This is a genomic window from Rhizobium sp. SVR5-9E (assembly GCF_056755095.1).
Window position 1 is genome coordinate 1 of sequence record NZ_JBNDHS010000109.1, and the last position, 17,968, is coordinate 17,968.

Annotated in this window: 13 protein-coding genes and 1 pseudogene; 6 read left to right on the forward strand and 8 right to left on the reverse strand. The window is 59.0% G+C overall.

The genetic code is table 11. The features are described 5' to 3' along the window. Nucleotides 1–228: DUF892 family protein (locus ACPYOJ_RS29765; protein ID WP_481419462.1), on the forward strand; the 228-nt coding region annotated here is incomplete at its 5' end. A gap of 361 nt (nucleotides 229–589) precedes the next feature. Here the strand turns inward: ACPYOJ_RS29765 and ACPYOJ_RS29770 are convergent. Further along, nucleotides 590–991 (reverse strand): Crp/Fnr family transcriptional regulator, encoded by a 402-nt coding sequence (locus tag ACPYOJ_RS29770; protein ID WP_481419463.1) that lies wholly within the window; start codon nucleotides 989–991, stop codon nucleotides 590–592. Between the two features lie 1,314 nt (nucleotides 992–2,305). Between ACPYOJ_RS29770 and ACPYOJ_RS29775 the strand changes: the two genes are divergently transcribed. Next, entirely contained in the window at nucleotides 2,306–3,169 is an 864-nt protein-coding gene (locus ACPYOJ_RS29775) for a LysR family transcriptional regulator (protein WP_481419464.1), read from the forward strand. Nucleotides 3,170–3,208: 39 nt separating this feature from the next. On the opposite strand, the gene ACPYOJ_RS29780 is transcribed toward ACPYOJ_RS29775, so the two are convergent. The 6 genes and pseudogenes from ACPYOJ_RS29780 to ACPYOJ_RS29805 all read right to left on the reverse strand — a co-directional run bounded on the left by ACPYOJ_RS29780 (nucleotide 3,209) and on the right by ACPYOJ_RS29805 (nucleotide 11,671). Further along, on the reverse strand, nucleotides 3,209–5,338 hold the full coding sequence (locus tag ACPYOJ_RS29780) for a beta-galactosidase trimerization domain-containing protein (RefSeq protein WP_481419465.1): 2,130 nt from the start codon (nucleotides 5,336–5,338) through the stop codon (nucleotides 3,209–3,211). Between the two features lie 95 nt (nucleotides 5,339–5,433). Then, nucleotides 5,434–7,056 carry an ABC transporter ATP-binding protein gene (locus ACPYOJ_RS29785; RefSeq protein ID WP_481419466.1) on the reverse strand — a complete coding sequence of 541 codons (1,623 nt, stop codon included), beginning with the start codon at nucleotides 7,054–7,056 and terminating at the stop codon, nucleotides 5,434–5,436. After that, nucleotides 7,053–7,976: pseudogene (locus tag ACPYOJ_RS29790) on the reverse strand (ABC transporter permease). Before ACPYOJ_RS29790 ends, ACPYOJ_RS29785 begins: the two are co-directional and overlap by 4 nt. A 5-nt stretch (nucleotides 7,977–7,981) precedes the next feature. After that, nucleotides 7,982–8,899: an ABC transporter permease gene (locus ACPYOJ_RS29795; protein ID WP_481419467.1), complete on the reverse strand. Its 918-nt coding sequence runs from the start codon at nucleotides 8,897–8,899 to the stop codon at nucleotides 7,982–7,984. Between the two features lie 88 nt (nucleotides 8,900–8,987). Continuing rightward, nucleotides 8,988–10,073 carry a hypothetical protein gene (locus tag ACPYOJ_RS29800; RefSeq protein WP_481419468.1) on the reverse strand — a complete coding sequence of 362 codons (1,086 nt, stop codon included), beginning with the start codon at nucleotides 10,071–10,073 and terminating at the stop codon, nucleotides 8,988–8,990. A gap of 86 nt (nucleotides 10,074–10,159) precedes the next feature. Then, on the reverse strand, nucleotides 10,160–11,671 hold the full coding sequence (locus ACPYOJ_RS29805; protein ID WP_481419469.1) for an ABC transporter substrate-binding protein: 1,512 nt from the start codon (nucleotides 11,669–11,671) through the stop codon (nucleotides 10,160–10,162). A gap of 161 nt (nucleotides 11,672–11,832) precedes the next feature. On the opposite strand from ACPYOJ_RS29805, the gene ACPYOJ_RS29810 reads away from it, so the two are divergent. Both ACPYOJ_RS29810 and ACPYOJ_RS29815 read left to right on the forward strand, forming a co-directional pair. After that, complete coding sequence (locus ACPYOJ_RS29810; protein WP_481419470.1) at nucleotides 11,833–12,741, forward strand: LysR family transcriptional regulator; 909 nt, start codon at nucleotides 11,833–11,835, stop codon at nucleotides 12,739–12,741. After that, a complete protein-coding gene (locus ACPYOJ_RS29815) occupies nucleotides 12,738–13,643 on the forward strand; it encodes a LysR family transcriptional regulator (protein ID WP_481419471.1) in 906 nt (301 codons plus the stop codon). Before ACPYOJ_RS29810 ends, ACPYOJ_RS29815 begins: the two co-directional genes overlap by 4 nt. 21 nt (nucleotides 13,644–13,664) lie before the next feature. On the opposite strand, the gene ACPYOJ_RS29820 is transcribed toward ACPYOJ_RS29815, so the two are convergent. Continuing rightward, entirely contained in the window at nucleotides 13,665–14,384 is a 720-nt protein-coding gene (locus ACPYOJ_RS29820; RefSeq protein ID WP_481419472.1) for an MBL fold metallo-hydrolase, read from the reverse strand. A 714-nt stretch (nucleotides 14,385–15,098) separates the two neighbouring features. Here ACPYOJ_RS29820 and ACPYOJ_RS29825 point away from each other — a divergent pair. Both ACPYOJ_RS29825 and ACPYOJ_RS29830 read left to right on the forward strand, forming a co-directional pair. After that, nucleotides 15,099–17,324: a bifunctional diguanylate cyclase/phosphodiesterase gene (locus ACPYOJ_RS29825; RefSeq protein WP_481419473.1), complete on the forward strand. Its 2,226-nt coding sequence runs from the start codon at nucleotides 15,099–15,101 to the stop codon at nucleotides 17,322–17,324. A gap of 393 nt (nucleotides 17,325–17,717) precedes the next feature. Beyond that, on the forward strand, nucleotides 17,718–17,968 hold a 251-nt coding region (locus tag ACPYOJ_RS29830), incomplete at its 3' end, for a hypothetical protein (protein ID WP_481419474.1).

Consider the following 17,968-nt stretch of genomic DNA (forward strand, 5'->3'; position numbering starts at 1 on the left):
GTGGTCAAAGGCTCGCTCGCCAGCTACACGTTCGAGCATATGGAAATCGCAAGCTATCGCATCCTGATTGCGGCGGCCGATGTCGTTGGCGATGCCGAAACGAAAGCGGCTTGCGAAGGCATTCTAGCGGAGGAAACCGCCATGGCGGAGTGGCTTTCCGATCATCTGGATGAAGTCACACGGCAATTCCTGCCGCGAGATGAAGCGGACATGACTGCCAAGCGCTGACTAGCGCGCTGCAGAGCGTGACCATAAAACTATCAGAGATAGACTTGAACCGGCGGGCAATCATAGCTCCAGAAAGGACTGGCGAGACCGGCCCTCTGCACTAGGAAACTGGCGGCTGAGGTGGAATGGTTGGTGCACATATCTGCGAACGCGCAACGAGCTCGACTCGAAAAGACGGATGAAGTTGCCAAGGCCATCATCGAGCGGGAGCGCCTTCAACGCGAGGCCAAGACCACGAAATTACGTCAGGCTCGGCTGGGCAGCCGGGACGCTAGGCAACCGTCCAAGTAATACAAGCGGAGCGGCCTCAGTCACCTACGGCAACGCGATCGCCTTGCCGATCAGCCGCGCGTATTCCAACTCAGGAGCTCCGTATAGGCCGCCGGCGGCCGCCATGAGACAGTGTGGTCTCTAATGACGCAGATGCCCATTGCGGCTTAACGAGCAACTCCCCTTCAAGGATGTGCAGCGCGCTCGTTACTCCGGACCGCCGAACACCAAGCATGAGCGACAAGAACTCGTGGGATAGGGCGATTTCGGAACTCCCGATGCGGTCCTGACACATCAGCAGCCAGCGAGCCAACCTCTGCACAATAGTTCCCTTTCCGTTGGCAAGCGCGGTGTAGGTAGCTTGTACGTGCACAGTCTGAATGTAACGGATGAGCAGGTCCAGCAAAGTTGGTCTGTCGTGGATCAACCGGTCCAATTCGTCGACCGGCAGACGTTGAGCGGCCCCTGCAATCTGGACGAACAGCCGATGCATTTACTTGGATCGCGTGGCGGGCTCCCAAACCCGACCCTTCCGCGCGCGTTCCCTGGATCAGGTTGCTACGCTTCGGCGCGGCGTCTTTTTGTCTGTACGCTACCGGACCAAACACTCCAACCGTCATCAAGTTCGCTGCGCGGTCTAATTCATCGGTGAACGCGAGCCGTGTCCAGTCGATCAGCGGTTTCAACAGGTAGTCAAAAAAGGTCCTGTCGCCCTTGTTGATGAAGGCATTTACGGGCATCCCAGGTGTAGTTGTTGGACCGACACAGAAGGCGGAAGGTTGTATGTGATGCGCAGTGCACGATAGCATGGTTGCTGCGTCGCTTGATCAATCAGGCGATCGGCGGAACGCGTTGGAAAGGTAATTGTTAAAAATGTCGTGAGCAGCCTGGATGAATAGGGCCATCTCATAGTTGTTATCGCTATACTGGTTGTAAGATATAGATGCAAAGAACCGCCCTTCAACGGTAACTCGATAATTGCAGAAACGCGGGAAGTCATTTCGCAAACATGTATTGTCGTATGTCTTGTACCGAATGCCTTTGAGGGACCTGCTTGCAGGGTCGCTGTCGGTGAAATCATTTCCCAGCGGTGAATCTATCCGCTTTCGCTCCGTTGGGGACCCTAGTGAAGAGATTTTACCGGGCAGCTCGATAACCAGGCGGCCGAACCCAATTGACGAGTTGCGAGCATATGGCGAAAAGGCGCACCAAGACTGCTGCCGTGGAAGGTTCTTACAGTCCTCCCCGATCAGAAACACGATCCATTTTATCTCAGGTTGCTCCGTGTGCTTAGCAATGTAGCTAAATAAGGTCTCGCCATCATCATTCTGGACCGCGGTCCGGAACGACTTGGAAAAATTTCTGGTCGCGCCCCCGTCATCGAGCTGTATGCCAAGACTACCGGTAGCTAGAATAGATACAGAAAGTCCATTTATTGTTGCAACGATGCGCTCTCTCTCGATTTGGCTCGCCTCTTGTGAAAACGCCAATTTTACATTCTCGAGGTTGACACCAAGCGTAAGAAGAAGCGCAGCTAGTAATTTAAACAATATTGATGAGTGACGGCAACCGCAAGCGACAGGAGCATTCATGCGGCAGACCTTTCAGCAGCTGCGATCAAATAGCGAAAGACTCGTCTTCATCTGCTTATCGCCTATCGGACATAAGTGAACACCCACTGAAGATGTGTCCGAAAAAGGTTAACGCGGGGATTTTAATTCGTCCTTTTCTGTGAGCGTTTATCTCGGCCAGTATCAACGTTCGCTACACGAGAGAAAAGTAAGCCAGGCAACCCGGCGCGGTTCAGATGCGCGGCCGCGCGGCAAATCGCCTGGGGCTGACGCAGCCGGCCGTCAGCAACGCGCTCAATAGCCTTCGCTACGTGTTTGACGATCATCTCTTCGTGCGCACCCCCGACGGGGTCAAGCCGACCCAGAAAGCGCTCGACCTCTGGCCGAAGGTTCCTCAGGGCGTGGATATACTGACCGCCACGATGTTCCCGCCCGAGTTCGAGCCGACACTCACGACGGATACGTTTCGGGTTGCGATCACGGACGCGCTCAGGAGCGAGTTGACGGTTTCGCTTGGCGTTGCGTTCTTTCAGGTGGCGCCGAGAGCCCATCTGCAATTTCACCATCATACGAACATGACATCGGGCCTTGCGCTGCAGAATGATGAGATTGATTGCGCCGTCGGCATGTTCCCCAGGCTTCCAAGCGGGTTGAATGTGATGCCGCTGATGACCGACGAATATGTTTGCGTTCTGCGCAAGGATCACCCGCTGGCGGGAGAGGATCTGACGCTTGAGGCTTTCACCGCGTCCAGCCATGTCCTTGCGAAACCGTCCGGTATCGGCTCCGACACGATCGACTATTGGCTGGCCCTGAATAGCCTCAACCGGCATATTTCCCTGGTCGTCGCCTATTTCGCCGACGCCATGCGCATATCAGCTGTCAGCGATCTGCTCAGTTGCGTTCCCGTCCGGCACCTCAACGAGGGCGCAATGACGGAGCTCGGGCTCGTCGCTCGCCCGTTGCCGTTCGAAACAGAGAAGATCCTTTTCAAGCTCGTGTGGCACGAAAGGACCGAACGCTCCGCCAGCCACAGCTGGCTGCGCGATCTCATCGTCGCAAAACTTGCACTCAGCGCGAGCGAGCCGCGGGGCCTTTGAATTTCGCCGTTTTATCGATTGTCCCGGCAGGTATCTGTTTCAGCCGTATAGAAGTTCGACCGTCTCCATGGCTTCGAGCCGTGGGATTATCAGGCGAATGCGATCGTCACCAAGCCGCTCCAATGGGAGCTCGGCTTCACCGAAGACCAGCCGAGCCTTTTCGCCCGTGAAGGACGAAGGGACCTTCACCACGAGTTCGAGGTCATGCAGCGGGATCAGTTCCTCGATAATCCTTCGCTGTCCGGTGTTGAAACTGCCTGGAGCCGAGAAATTCACCAGCGTGATCACCAGCCGATCGCTCTTTTCCATCACCGACACGTCGATGAGGCCCGGTCCCGTCACGATGACGATGTTCTGCCAGCCCTTGGCCTGTTTTATCGCATTGGCCAACAGTCGGAAGAGGTCACGGAAACCGTAACGGAAGCCGATGAGATCGGGTTGCCATGGAAAATGGACGATCCGTCCGTTACCGACCCTCCGGTCGATGACCATCGGATAGTCGGTGATGTGATCGATCTTGTTGAATTCCGGCACTGAAATTCCGCTGCCAACCTCGCCTTCGACAGGAGGCACCAGCGTCAACGGCGTCAGGCCCGAGTGATCTTCGGTCCTGACGAAGGTGACGTCGCCTGCAACCGGCAGGAGATCGGTCCCATCAAAGCCGGCGAGCAGCGGCGAGGACGGGTCGCGGATTGCAGCATAGGCGGCTCGCAGGTTTTTCCAGGTCACGCCCGTCCCCTTGGCGCCGATCAGCCGGCCGAGCAGCGTATTGGCGCGGGGCGCTCCCATCTCGTCGAAATTGCCGCTGAGATAGGTAGAGACGACATGGCCGCCATTATGGACGTAGGTCTCGATCGCCTTGCAGGCGGCGTCCGAAAGGCAAGCGGTATTGGGAAGCACGATTGCCTTGTACTTCGCCAACGTGGCCGCGGTGATCCTGGTACCGCTGACGATGTCGAAGGCAAGGCGCTGGTCCATCATCGCATTATAGGCGCCGCGGAAATGATCGAGATAGCGACCTGTCGGATCCTTGTGCCCGAAATTGTCGAGGCTGTGGCGGGAGTAGACGAGGGCGACTTCGGCAACCGATGTCACCTCCATATAGGTTTGCCGATTGCGATCGAAACGAGCGAAGAGTTCCCGCAAGCCGTCAAGCCCCCGGTGATCGAACTGCTCCTTCTGGTAGCCGGTGACATGGATCCGCGGCATGACGCCCTGGGCCATGACCTGGCCGGCCCACATCTGGTTCTCGGCAACCGGCACTCGATAAAAACGCCACCAGGGCAGGAAATAGCTGGTTGTGATGCCGCCGCCTTTTTCCGGCGCGAGAGAACGCATGTAGCGGGCCTCGAGGCCAGGCCAGAACATATTAGCGTAACGACGCTGCGCCTCGAGGACGATGCCGTCCTGGTGTGGCTCGGTGTAATCTAGGTCCCAGCCGCCGACGCGGGAATGATCCCAGGATTCGGCGACCTGGCTGAGCGGCATCCGGGCACAGGATGGACGCACGCGCGTCTTGGCGGCCTGGACCCTTGCATTCCATTCCGCGATGCACTCGTAACGCCATTCGTTATACTGCCGCCACGTTTCGCTTCCCCAGTCCTCGTCCGGGATCGCCTTGCCGGTCTTTGCCCGGAATTTCTGTTGGCAGACCGCACAATGGCACTGCGGCGTGTGCCAGGGGGAAAATTGCGCGGCGTTCGCCCAGAGGCCGTCGAACGGGTAGCGCGTCAGGATTTCCTCGACGACGCTGATCATGAAGTCGTTGTAATAGCCGCCGTTGGGGCAGGTGATGAAATGGCCATGGACTTCCACCGGCTTTCCGCTCTTGTCCTGCACGAACCATTCGGGCCGTTCCGCGTAGAGGGCGCGCGATGCCATGCTCGGGTCGATACGGGCAATAGGCCTGATGTTGCGCTTCGCCAGCGACGCGATCATCTCGGCCGGCAAGTCGCGCTTGCCAAGGGTCGAAGCGCGGGGATGAAGCGGAATGTCGGTCGGATAGAAGGCCGTGATCCCGCCGACCGAAAATCCGAGCGCATCGAGTGAGAAGGACTTGGCGAAGTCGGCCATTTCCTCTGCATTCCAGCTTCCCGCATCGCTCTCGCGAAGCGTCATGATCATGACGAGCGAGGTGCGGAGCCAGCTGTGGTCGGGTTGCTGCGTCATCGGGTGCTCCCATGGAACGGCGCCGCGACGGCGCAAGTTTAAATGGCCGGCGATCTGTGGATGCCGGGTGACGGCCGGTCTTGCGGATAAAAGCCCTAGGCGCTCAATTGGGCGCCTAGGACCGGATCGGATTGCAGGAGTTCCCGTGTGTAGGGGTGCTGCGGATTGGTGAAGAGATCTTCCGTTCTGCCCTGTTCGACGATCTGCCCCTTCCTCATCACCAGCACCCGGTCGGCGAAGCTGCGGACCACCGGCAGATCGTGGGCGATAAAGATGTAGGAGAGGCCGTAGTCGTCCTTGAGGCTCTTTAGCAGGGCGATCACCTGCGCCTGCACGGAGACGTCGAGCGAGGATACCGCCTCGTCACAGATGATGACGTCAGGGCGCAACGCGAGCGATCGGGCGATTGCTATGCGCTGTCGCTGGCCGCCGGAAAACTGATGCGGATAGCGCTGGGCATGGTCCCGCGACAGACCGACCTGTTCGAGAAGATCGCCGACGCGGGCCTTCCAGTCCCTCTTCGGCAGGATCTCCGGGTGGATGGCAAAAGGTTCGCTGATGATATCCGTTACTGTCATGCGCGGGTTGAGCGATGCTGTTGGATCCTGAAAGACCATCTGGATCTGGCGCTGGAGCACCGTCCGGTCCGCCTGCGTCGGGTTCAGCATATCGCAGTGCTTGTAGGACGCCGTCCCGTTCGAGGCCTTTTCCAGCCCGAGCAAGGTGCGGGCAAGGGTCGATTTGCCGGACCCGGATTCGCCGACGACACCAAGCGTCTCCCCTCGCGCCAGCGTGAAGGACACTTTGTCTAGCGCCAGCACCAGTGGATCGCTGGACGAACTCGGATAGCCTTTCGACAATTCATTGACCACGATCAGCGGTTCGCTTTTTCTGCTTGTCGCGCGCGACACTGGAAAGCCCTGTTTGCCCGGAATCGCGCCCAGAAGGTCACGGGTATAGGCATGCTGCGGCGCGCCAAAGACGCGTTGTACCGGCCCGGTTTCGACAATCTCCCCCTTGTTCATGACGGCGACACGATCGGCGAGACCTTCAACAATGCCGAGATCGTGGGTGATCATCAACAGGCCCATGCCGCGCTCCTGCTGCAGGTCCTTGAGGAGGCGCAGGATGCGGGCCTGGACCGACACATCGAGTGCCGTCGTCGGCTCGTCGGCGATCAAAAGGTCCGGATTCAAGGCGATCGCCATGGCAATCATGATGCGCTGCCGCTGGCCGCCGGAGAATTGGTGCGGATAGTCGTTGAATCTCGCTCGTGCATTCGGCAATTCGACCCGTTCCAGGAGGTCGAGAGCCTTTTCACGGGCCTGCCTTCGGTCGATCTCGTGGGCGCGAAAGGTTTCGGCCACCTGCCAGCCCACCGGATAGACCGGATTGAGCGCAGCAAGCGTGTCCTGGAAGATCATGGCGATCTTCGAGCCGTTCAGCTCGCGCTGCCGCTCGTAGGACGCCTTCAGCAGGTCCTCGCCGCGATAAAGCACTTCGCCCGAGGTGATCCGGCCCGGCGGAATATCGATCAGGCCCATCAAGGCCGAGGAGCTGACGCTTTTGCCCGATCCGCTTTCGCCGAGGATCGCAAGCGTCTCGCCCCGGTCGATATGCCAGCTGACATTGCGCACGGCCTGAACCGCACCCTCCTGCGTATGGAATTCGACGGACAGATTGCGGACGTCGACGAGATGCTGGTCCTTTCCGGTCATGAGGATTTCTTTCTGGATTCCAGCCGCCAGCGCTGAACCGGATCGCCGACGATACGCAGCCAGTTGGCGAAGAGATTGAGCGACATCGCCGTCAACGTGATCGCCAAACCCGGCCAGAAGGCGACCCACCAGGCTGTGCTCAGATAGCTCTGGCCCTGCGCCACCATCGCTCCCCAGGTGAAGTCCGGCGGCTGGATGCCGAGGCCGAGAAAGCTGAGGCTCGATTCCGACAGCATCACGAAGGCGAATTCGAGAGTCGCGATCGTAATCAGCGTGGGCGTAACTGTCGGACGGATATGCCGCCAGATGAGGCGGGTTGGCGAGGCGCCCATGAGCCGCGCTGCGGTCACGAATGTCCGTTCACGCACCTCGAGCACCTCGGCGCGGGTGGTGCGAAGGTAGATCGGAATCCGGGTGATGGCGAGCACCAGGATGACATTGCCGATGCCAGGCTTGAGGACATAGAGGACGATCAAGGCAAGCAGTAGCGAGGGAAAGCTCATCACCACGTCGGCGACGCGCATGATTGCAGCGCTCGCTCAGTCGTTGCGATAGCCGGCGATGAAGCCGAGCAACGAGCCGATGAGCAGTGAGCAGATAACGGCCGATGCAGCAAGCAGCATGGTATTCTGCGCACCCACCAAGAGTCGCAACAGGATGGAACGCCCGAGCGAATCCGCTCCGAGAATAAAGGTCCAGCCATATTTGAAAGATAGCGGTGGGGCGTTGCGGGCCAGAAGATTGATCTTGTTGGACGAGGCCTCGAAGAGCGCGGGTCCAAAAAGGGCGGCGAAGACGACGAGGAGAAGGAATATGACCGCCGCCGTCGCGAACTTGTCGTGCCACAAAAGCAGCAGATAGCGGTGAAGGGCGGAGCGTTTCGTCGGATTGGCGGAAGAGACGATGGTCGTCATGGTCATCGGCCTCAGCTGTACCGGATGCGGGGATCGAGCAGCACGTAGGACAGGTCGATCACGATGTTGAGCGCGAAAATGGCGACCGCCGTCAGGATGACGCCGCCCTGGATCATGGCAAAATCACGGTACTGGATGGAGTCGATCATCAATTTTCCGATGCCGGGAAGACCGAAGATGACCTCGACCACGACGGCGCCGTTGATCATTCCCGTGGCCTGATCACCGGCGACGGTGATGACAGGAAGCATCGCATTCCGGAGCGCATGAACGAAGACGATGGTCGTGCGGCGCACGCCCTTGGCGCGCGCCGTCTTCACATAGGCTGACGACAAGGCGCTGATCATCGACCCGCGCACCACCTGGGCAATCAGTCCACATGGGCGAATGGAAAGCACCATGACCGGCAGGATCCAGTAAACGAACCCTCCGGTTCCAGAGGTCGGCAGAACCCTCAGCCAGACAGCGAAGACCAGGACGCTGACGATCGCCAACCAGAAATTCGGCAGGCTGGCGCCGGCAAGTGAAATGACGTTGACAAAACGGTCGAGGACGCCATTCGGCCGCTGGGCTGCAAGCGCGCCGGAAACGATCGCAACGATGAGAGCAAACAGCACGGCGAAGAAGGCGAGCAGCAAGGTGGTCGGAAAAGCCGCCAGGATGAGATCCAGAACAGGGCGGTCCTGCCGGAGAGACGTGCCGAAATCGAGATGCAGCAGATCCCGCAGGAAATGCCAGAACTGCACGATCAACGGATCGTTGAAGCCGTGCGCGGCAGAAAATGCGGCTCTCGCCTCGACCGAGGCTTCGACCGGCAGATAGATATCCGCAGGATTGCCTGTGAGCCTCGCTAGAAAGAAGACGAGGACGACAAGTCCCACCATTGAGATGGCGCTATGGGCCATTCTGGTTCCGATATAGCGGTGCAACGCGCACTCCTCCCTTTTTCCTCGATCCGTCCAGATCGGACATGGTGGCCGGCGGTCTCCTTCCGCCAGCCCTCCAGGATTCTAGGGCCTATTTGGTCTCCGCATAGGTGCCGTCCTTCTTGCGGATCGCCGCCCGATCTTCAGGCGTCTCCCATTCCTGGGCATATTCGCTCTTTTCCCAGGCTTCGAGATCCATCAGGCCGATACCCATGCCGAAGCCGGGCTCGCTCGTGTAGGTATTGACCATAAAGGCCAGCCATTTGCCGTCCGGGCTGACATTGGAGTTGCTGGCGCGCCACGGCTGCCTGTCGAAAAAGCGGGTCATGCGCACGCGGCGGCCAGACCCGTCAAGCTTGAGCTTCCAAAGATCGATCGGCGGAAACTGATCGACGAAATCGCAGGAGGATTCCAGGCAGATATGCTCGTGGTCGGGGAAGATGCCTTCGCATTCATTGTGCGTCAGCGGCTCGTCAATATAGGTTCGGACGTCAAGCGTCTTCAGGTCGATGCCGCGCGTCTGGGTCCGCCAGGTGGTACTGCGATCCCGCGGGCCGATATACTCGGCCATGATCACTTCGGTATCGTTATTGCGGAAATCCTGCGGCTCGGGACGGCGCAATCCGCTAGGGCTGCGGTATATCGGACGTGTCGCGCCGATTTCGGCGCCGTTCGGGCCATATTCCAGTTCCGATACGTAGCACTCGAAATCTTCGAACTTGCCCAAGCGCGGATCGTGTTCACCGTGGCGTGAATAGGTGATGCGGTTGGCAATTGCGGAAACGCCGATACCCTCGAAGAACGTCAGGCCCATCGGACGGGGAGGTGTCTTCGCGTCGCGATCCATGAACCAGAGTTCGGTTTCGATGTAACGGCTGGTGTGGTGATCCTTGAACTCCTTGGGGCCGATCAGCAGGTAGTCGCCGTTGGGAAGGAAAAGCACGCGCAGAAAGGAGTGGTGGGTGCCCAGATTGCCGGTGAGATTACGGATCTCACGCGTCTCGACATCAATCTCGTGGACGTCGCCATAGGCTTTGTCGACAAAGGCGATTCGCTTGCCGTCAGGCGACCAGTAGGGGCGTGCACCGTAATCGCAAAGCTTTTCGTGAAATGGCGGCGGGTTGTCCAGGACATGAGGACCTTCGTAAGGCTTGTTGTCCCATTTGTAGATAGGCATGTCGGTACCTTCCGTTCTGAGCGGATCACATCGTTCGGGAATTGGAGAGGCGGCCATGCCGCCTCTTTCGGTCTCTTTGGGGGAATTTACTTCAGGGTGATTGCCGCAAGTTCCAGCTGACCGCCGGTGGTGAAGTCCGGCTTGAAGCTGACGCGCTGTCCGATCCGCATGTAGCTCACCATGTGAAACAGCATGATATCGGGAACGATGTCCTGCTGGATCGTACGATTGGCCTGCTGGAAGAGCTGGCGGCGCTTGTCGCCGGTCGAGATACTTGCCTCGGTGAGTGTCTCGTCGAGCGTCGGATCGGAACTATTGGAGAGAGCGCCGGCCGACGTGTAATAGACCATCATCGTGAAGAACGCATCGCCTGCGGTATTGTCATGCAGTTCGTGGACCATGGTCGGGCCGCGATCGGTCGGGTAGGGTTTGCGGCGCATGGCGGAATGCTGAATCTTGTCCACCATCCGGATCTGCACGTTGAGCCCGATCTCCTGCCAGCTCTGGACGAGCGTCTGCAGCATCTCGTCGAGATTGGCCTGCATGAAGACGCTGCCATAAAGGTCAATCGGCGTATCGACCGGCACGCCGGCAGCCTTCGCTTCGGCCACCAGGGCCTTTGCCTTTTCCGGATCGTAGGGCCACGGTTTCAGGCTGTCGTCATAGCCATTGACGCTCGGCAGCATGTATTGGCTCGCCGGCTTTGCATCCGCCGCCATGATCGTGCCGAGGAAAGCGCTGCGATCGAAGGCCATATTAAGTGCCTTGCGCACGCGCACGTCGTTCAATGGCGGCTTGTCCATGAAGATGCGGATACGGCTCGTATCGGCGTTCAGATAGCCGACGTCCATACTGGGATCGACATCCTGCGGCGCGATCTGCAAGCCGAGATCGGCTTCGCCGACCTTCACCATGGACGCCCGGAGCGCCGGCTCTTCACGCCAGACATAGGTGGCCTTGTGGACTTGCGGCTTGTAGCCCCAGTAGCCATCAAAACGGGTCAGTACCAGCTTGGCTGCCGGATCCCAGCTCGTGAAAACATAGGGGCCGGTGCCGACGGGCGATTTCGTCACTTCGGTGGTGCTCGTGCTCGGTGCGGTCATGCCGATCTGGGAGAGTGTCGTCGGCATCAGCGGGACCGGCGTGCTCGCTTTGATCTCGACCGTGTAGGGATCGAGCGCCTTCGTCTGGATCGTCGTCTGGCCGAAGAGGCGGATCGTGTCACGGCATTGAAGCTGGGGGCTGAATTGACGGTTAAGTGCCGCGATCACCGCATCGGCGTTGAAATTCGTGCCGTCCTGGAATTTTACCTCCTGGCGCAGCTTGATCTGCCAGGTCTGCGGATCGGTCTGCTTCCATTCGGTGGCGAGGTTGGGCTTGATCTCGCTGGTCTGCGGATCCATGCGGGTCAAAGTCTCGACTACATTGCCCTTCAACACCTGGCCGATGTAGCCGGTGGAATTCATATGGCATGGTTCGACGACATCGACGGCCGACGACAGAACGATGGTTATGTCACCGGATTTGTCCTGGGCTTGGGAAGGGCTTGAAAGCGCCGCCACCAGTCCCAGGCCCAAGAATAGCCTGTTGATCTTCACGATATTCCTCCCTTGGTGATACGCGCGGGCACCTCCATGCCCTGAGCGTTCCGAATGATGGCCTTGCGACTTCACTCTGAAGGGAATGCTAAATATAAACATTATGATTGATAAGAAGTAAAAAATGCAGTTCATTCTATACAAAAAGTACGGGAATGGGCGTGGACAAGCTTCGTGAGATCGAAACCTTCGTTGCCGTCGTGGAGGCGAAGAGCTTTGCGGCAGCCGCCCGCAATCTTGCACTGACACCTGCGATCATCGGCCGCCGGATCAGCCAGATCGAGGCAAGGCTCGGCGGTCTCTTGCTGTCGCGTTCGACCCGAAAGCTCGAATTGACCCCGCAGGGTGAGGATTATCTCAAGCATTGCAAGGAGGTGCTGAGGAGGCTCGATACCGCTGAGCGGCTGGTCTCGGACGGACGCAAATACGCGACCGGCCACCTGATCGTCTCGGCGCCAGCCGCCTTCGGCCGCCGTCATGTCGCTCCTCATCTTCCCGGATTCATGGCGGAAAACCCGGATGTGCGCATTTCGCTCAATCTCAGTGAGCATGTGACAGATCTTGTACGCGACGGATATGAGATCGCCATCCGCCTCGGCCCCGTTATCGACACGAGCCTCGTGCAACTGCGGCTTGCTACGAGCCGCGCCGTTTTATGCGCCGCGCCAGCCTATCTCAACGAACATGGCGTCCCTCAGGTCCCGGGAGATCTCGCGCATCATAATTGCCTGGCGTTCAACGAATATGGGGGCCAGCCGCGCGGCTGGTTCTTCCTCGTCGACGGCCGCGTCGTGCCCTTCAAGCCATCGGGCCGGATGTCCTGCAATGACGGCGAGGTGCTGACGCAGTGGCTCTGCGATGGCCAGGGCATTGCCTGGCGTTCGCATTGGGAAGTCGCAGACGAGCTATCAACCGGAAGGCTGGTGAGCGTGCTCGATGAGCATATGCCGGCAAGTTACGATGTCACAGCCGTCTATCCCGTCCAGCCGCATCTTCCCGCAAAGGTCGGTCTTTTCATCGATTGGCTGCGAACGACCTATGCGCGGCCCGGCTATTGGGAAGCGCGATGAACCGTTACAGGGAAATGCGAGCCTTCGTTTCCGTCGTCAAGGAAGGGTCTCTGGCCGCTGCCGCCGTCAAGGAGGGGATCACTTCCTCAATGATCGGCCGTTATATCGACAGTCTCGAGCGCCGCCTGGGGATCCGGCTTCTTCACCGGACGACGCGCCACCTTTCGTTGACGGAACCCGGACAGCTCTTTCTCAAGCACTGCGAAGTGATCCTCACCAAAATCGAGGTCGGGGAGACGGAGATTTTCCCGGATATTGCCCAGGTCGGCGGCCGGTTCACTGTTCTCGTACCACCGCATTTCGGGCGCTATCACGTGACGCCGCACGCCAGGGCCTTCGTCGCGGCGCATCCGAAGGTGCAGCTCTCCTTCAACCTGTCGAACGACTATGTCGATCCGATCACCGCCGAATACGATCTCTGTATCCGGATCGGCAATGTGATCGATCCGCGCTTCATCACGACCAAACTGATGACCAACAAGCGCGTCGTCTGCGCCACGCCTAAGTACCTTGCGCACTTCGGTGTTCCGCGCACGCTGGAAGATCTTGGCCGGCATAATTGCCTTGGGGTCAACCTGAGGGCTGGTACCCACCGTGAATGGTTGTTCCAGGAGGGCGGCAAACCGATCTCCGTCACGGTCGAGGGAAGCGTCGACTGCAACGACGCCGACGCGCTGATCCGGTGGGCGCGCGAGGGTCTGGGGCTTGCCTGGCGCTCCACCTGGGAAGTGGGGGCGGAGATTTCTGCTGGTCGGCTGATCACCGTTCTCGACGATTACGCCCTGCCGAGCTTCGATATCACCGCAGTCTACCCGCGCGACCGGCCGGTCAAGGCAGCCCGGCTGTTCATCGATACCCTCAGGCAGGCCTATGCGCGTCCCGATTACTGGACCGCGATATAGTGCCCCGTCGGCTGGCCGCGCCTAGACCTCCAGCGTGACCCGGCGACCATCGAGCGTCAGAATAACCTCGGCCGCGAGCGGGGATGCCGCAAGCACGCGGCCGCCCTCCATGATCAGGGTGCCGTCGTGACCGGGAACGATGATATCGGCCATGTCGACGATGCGGCGGATGCTTTCGCGTCCCGCTTCCTGGTCGAAGGCGCCGAGCGGAATGCCGGTTTCGATCTCGCCCCGATGCTTGATCGCGTCCTGAGCAAGCACGATGCACTTGTCGTCGACGGTGATGACCAGCGAGACGTGACCGCCGGTATGACCCGGGGTGGAAATCATCCGGATGCCCGGCAGCACGTCGGGTTCACCGGAAACGAGCGTGAGCTGCGGGCTGCGCAGCAGGCCCTCCACCTGGTAGCGGGACAAGGCGGGATCGTCATCCATGTGTTCCCGGACATAGTCGACTTCGCTCTGATGAAGAACGATCTGCGCTTTCGGAAAATACTCAGAGTTGCCGATGTGATCAAAGTGGAGATGCGACAGAATGACGGTGCGGATGTCCTTCGGGTCAATGCCGCGCTCGGTAAGTTTCGTCATCAGCCCCGGCCGGTCGCCACTGCCGCCTGTATCGAAGAGCGCATATCCGCGGCGGGTTTTCAGCAGCACGATCGTGCTCCAGCCGAGGAAGCCGCGGGCGCTACGCGCGGGGAAGCCCGGCATCAGGATCTCATGAGATAGAGTCTCTGGCATGGAAGCACTTTCATCTGGTCGGAGACTGCGGATCGACAGGCGAGCAGGGACGCCACGATTCTGGAAGAAACGGGCAAATCCTCGGCATGCTACAGGCATGGCGCGCCGAACGCCATGGACTCGTCCGGCCACCGGATACGATATTGTCTCTTGACGACGCACGACCGACGCGGCGCCCTGTGGAGGGTATCGACCAATTCGACAAGCTATAAGCGCCGGGTCCTGCAACGCCGGCGGCTGAAGCCGACGGCATGCCAGCTGATCCAGGCGCCGTATCTATTCTGAAGGTTCTTTCGACACGTCCCTTTGGAAAGCAGTTGCACAACGGAAGTGATGATCATTTTGCGGACAGGTCACTTGCTCGATCGGCTCAAATGTTCGATTCTCATCAAGAGCTGTAATCGCACGCAACGCGGATCTTCTCCTCAGGATGTTTGTCCGATTGATGCGACCCGCATTCCAAAGCGACTACCAATTAAGACGTTAACCGGCGAGGCTCGGTAGTCCCGGCCGTCAGCTTTTCAAGCATCCGTTAAAAATCTAATGACTCCAGTAACCCTGGGGTCAGGCTTCGCATGAAAGGATGCCAGCGGAGGTGGCGATGTTCCGACTGGTTTCCTGTATCACTGAGCAGCACAACTGGCTGCTTCTGCTTGTCGCAGTCTCCGTTTGCGCCGCGGGCAATCTCGCGGGGATCTTCATGCTCTCTCGCGCGTGCCAGTCAAGGCGCACCGGAACCTCTGGCTCGGCATTGCTGGTATCGTGCTTGGAGGCACGATCTGGGCTACCCACTTCATTGCAATGCTGTCGTACAGCATTCCCGTATCCTACCGGGTCACCGAAACGGGATTATCCATAGTGGCGGCGGTCTCGGTCTCTTGTCTCGCCACTTTTTCATCCCTGTACATCACGGGCCGGCAGGGAGCCGTTGTGGGAGGAACGCTCCTGGGTCTGGCAATTGCCACGATGCATGCCATCGGGCTCAGCGCCATCAGCGCTTCTGTCTTCATAGAAGCCGATGCGACGACAGCCGTTGCGGCATGGGTGCTGGGCGGCGCGTTCGCGGTTGGCGCAATGCTGCTTCTTTCCCACCGGATCACCGGGGGCAGGCTCGTTCTCGCCGCCTTACTGATCGTCGCCGCGGTTTGCAGCCATCATATGGTCTCGATGAGTGGACTCAATGTCGTCCGATTATATCAGGACCCACCCGACGCCCTGACTTTCCTCGACCGAGTGGGCATCGCAGTCGGCGTTTGTACCGTGTCCAGCCTGTTGATTGCCACCGGCGTCGCGGCACTCTTCTTCGACCGGCACCTGACAGATGTCAAAGGGCTCGCAAACGCAACCTTCGAAGCCGTCGTGCTGACACGGGCCGGGAAGATCGTTCACGCTAACGAGCGGTTTGCAGACTTGACGGGGAGGCCGGTCGCAGACCTCAAATCCCGCCTTCTCGGTGATTTCCTGTTCGACCGACAAGGATCCCAAGGCCTCCTCAAGTCCCCAAATGGGCCGCTTCCAATCGAGATCGTCGAGGGCGTTATAGAATACCGAGGCCGCGAAACGTCTGTGTTCGGTTTGCGCGATATCAGTGAGCGCCTGGAGACCAACCGGCAGCTGCTCCATCTTGCCTCCCATGATCCGTTGACCGGCCTCCTGAACCGGCGCGCCTTCAGTCTCCGGGCCGATAAGGCCATCGCCGAAGCGGTAGAAAGTGGAGCTGGTTTGTCGCTGCTCACACTTGATCTCGATCGCTTCAAGTCGATCAACGACGTTCATGGCCACGCTGACGGCGATCTGGTCTTGCAGAAAGTCGCTGAGGTTCTGAATGCCTCTTTCGAAGAGCCGGCAATCATAGGACGGATCGGCGGGGACGAATTCTCGGTGCTGTTGCCCGGACGCCTGGCCCTTGCCGCGCAGGACTGTGCATTCAACTTTATGACAAACTTCAAGTCGGCTTTTAACACACACGACAAGGCAGGAGCATTGGGCGTAAGCGTTGGGGTAGCCATGTTCCCGGAGCACGGGGATGACCTGAAGCAACTGCAGAACAATGCCGACGCTGCCTTATATCGTGCAAAGTCCCAAGGAAAAGGGAGGATATGCTTATTCGACGGCTTCCTGGACCAGCAACTGCGGACGCAGCGGCGGTTGGAAGAAGAACTTCGAAGCGCGGCAAACGCCGGTGAACTCTTCCTGCTCTACCAGCCCATAGTTGAGACGGCCTCGGGGACCCCTAGAGGTTACGAGGCGCTTTTGCGATGGCGCCATCCCAGCTACGGTGTCCTCTCGCCAGCAGTGTTCATCGGAGCTGCTGAGGAGAGTGGCTCCATCGTGGAAATCGGGAGGTGGGTCCTGCAAGAGGCTTGCAGGGTGGCTGCTTCCTGGGACGACAGGCTGTTCATTGCTGTCAACATCTCAGCACGGCAGTTGCTTTCTGCCGAGTTGGTTGATCATGTGACGGACGCACTCGAGATGAGCCGGCTTTCTCCTGAAAGACTGGAGCTGGAGATCACAGAGACATCGCTGCTTGAGGATAGCGCCGACGTGGCGCGCTGCCTTGAGGCACTGCACGCGCTGGGTGTCAAACTCGTTATGGACGACTACGGCAGCGGTTACTCGTCGATGACCAACCTCAGACGCTATCCCTTCCACAAAGTGAAGATAGACCGTAGCTATGTAGCCGCTCTTGAAGAGGATCCGGTTGCCGAGGTTATCATCGACTGCGCAATGGCACTCGGGAAGAGCCTAGAACTGGCCGTCGTTATCGAAGGTATCGAGACTGAAAAACAGCGCGCGCGGATGGCCGTTAAGGCTCCGGACCAGTTGCAGGGTTTCCTCTTCGGGCGCCCGGATCCGGAGGGCGGAAGGCTCTCGGGCTCGCATGAGGCAAGCCGGGGCGAGCGAGGTGTGTCGCCAAAACCCGCGTTTACAATTCGTTAATCATGGTCTGCTAAGTTCATTGTCTCGACGCGGTTCTCCTCCCGTCGCTGTCGATCAGAAAAACTGGGGCCGCGAGACATTGTCTCCGGCCCTTTTTCATGCCGGGTCCGACGATGAGCAAGACGCAAGCTCCTGCCTGTCGACACTGCTCCCGTTTTGTCATTTCGTCGGAGAACGCTGGGCAACAATCCAAGGTGCCGATCTGCCCGAACTATCCGAACAGATTTACATTCACTACTTGGCCGGCCATTCGCTCCGCAATTGCCCCATCATGGCTTTGCCGCCTCAAAGCCTTTTGAACGCGGCGGCGGCGACATAGTCGATCGGCTTTCGCCGGTCAAGCACGCATAGAGCATTTGAAGGGCAGGGCGCGCAGGAATGGACGGAGACACCATGCAGATCGAAGTCGAGAAACCGAAGATCAACCCGGCGCATTTCATCGCCATCATAGGCGCCGCTCTTGTCGACGCGTTCATCATCGGCGGGGTATGGGTCAGTCTTAACCGCCACATCGCCGATATCCGAAGTGCTCAAGAGCGGACACAGAAGGTTTTCGACGACACCCAGCAGCAGGTGTCGCAAATTCCACCGCTTTCATTCCAGGTGACGAGAGCTCTTGAGGCGACGGCGGAAAACAAGAAGGG

Bases quoted from the DNA above. Each gene is read 5' to 3' on its own strand.
- ACPYOJ_RS29785 (WP_481419466.1), bottom strand. From the start codon at position 7,056: ATGACCGGAAAGGACCAGCATCTCGTCGACGTCCGCAATCTGTCCGTC.
- ACPYOJ_RS29780 (WP_481419465.1), bottom strand. From the start codon at position 5,338: ATGACGCAGCAACCCGACCACAGCTGGCTCCGCACCTCGCTCGTCATG.
- ACPYOJ_RS29815 (WP_481419471.1), top strand. From the start codon at position 12,738: ATGAACCGTTACAGGGAAATGCGAGCCTTCGTTTCCGTCGTCAAGGAA.
- ACPYOJ_RS29770 (WP_481419463.1), bottom strand. From the start codon at position 991: ATGCATCGGCTGTTCGTCCAGATTGCAGGGGCCGCTCAACGTCTGCCG.
- ACPYOJ_RS29775 (WP_481419464.1), top strand. From the start codon at position 2,306: ATGCGCGGCCGCGCGGCAAATCGCCTGGGGCTGACGCAGCCGGCCGTC.
- ACPYOJ_RS29820 (WP_481419472.1), bottom strand. From the start codon at position 14,384: ATGCCAGAGACTCTATCTCATGAGATCCTGATGCCGGGCTTCCCCGCG.
- ACPYOJ_RS29800 (WP_481419468.1), bottom strand. From the start codon at position 10,073: ATGCCTATCTACAAATGGGACAACAAGCCTTACGAAGGTCCTCATGTC.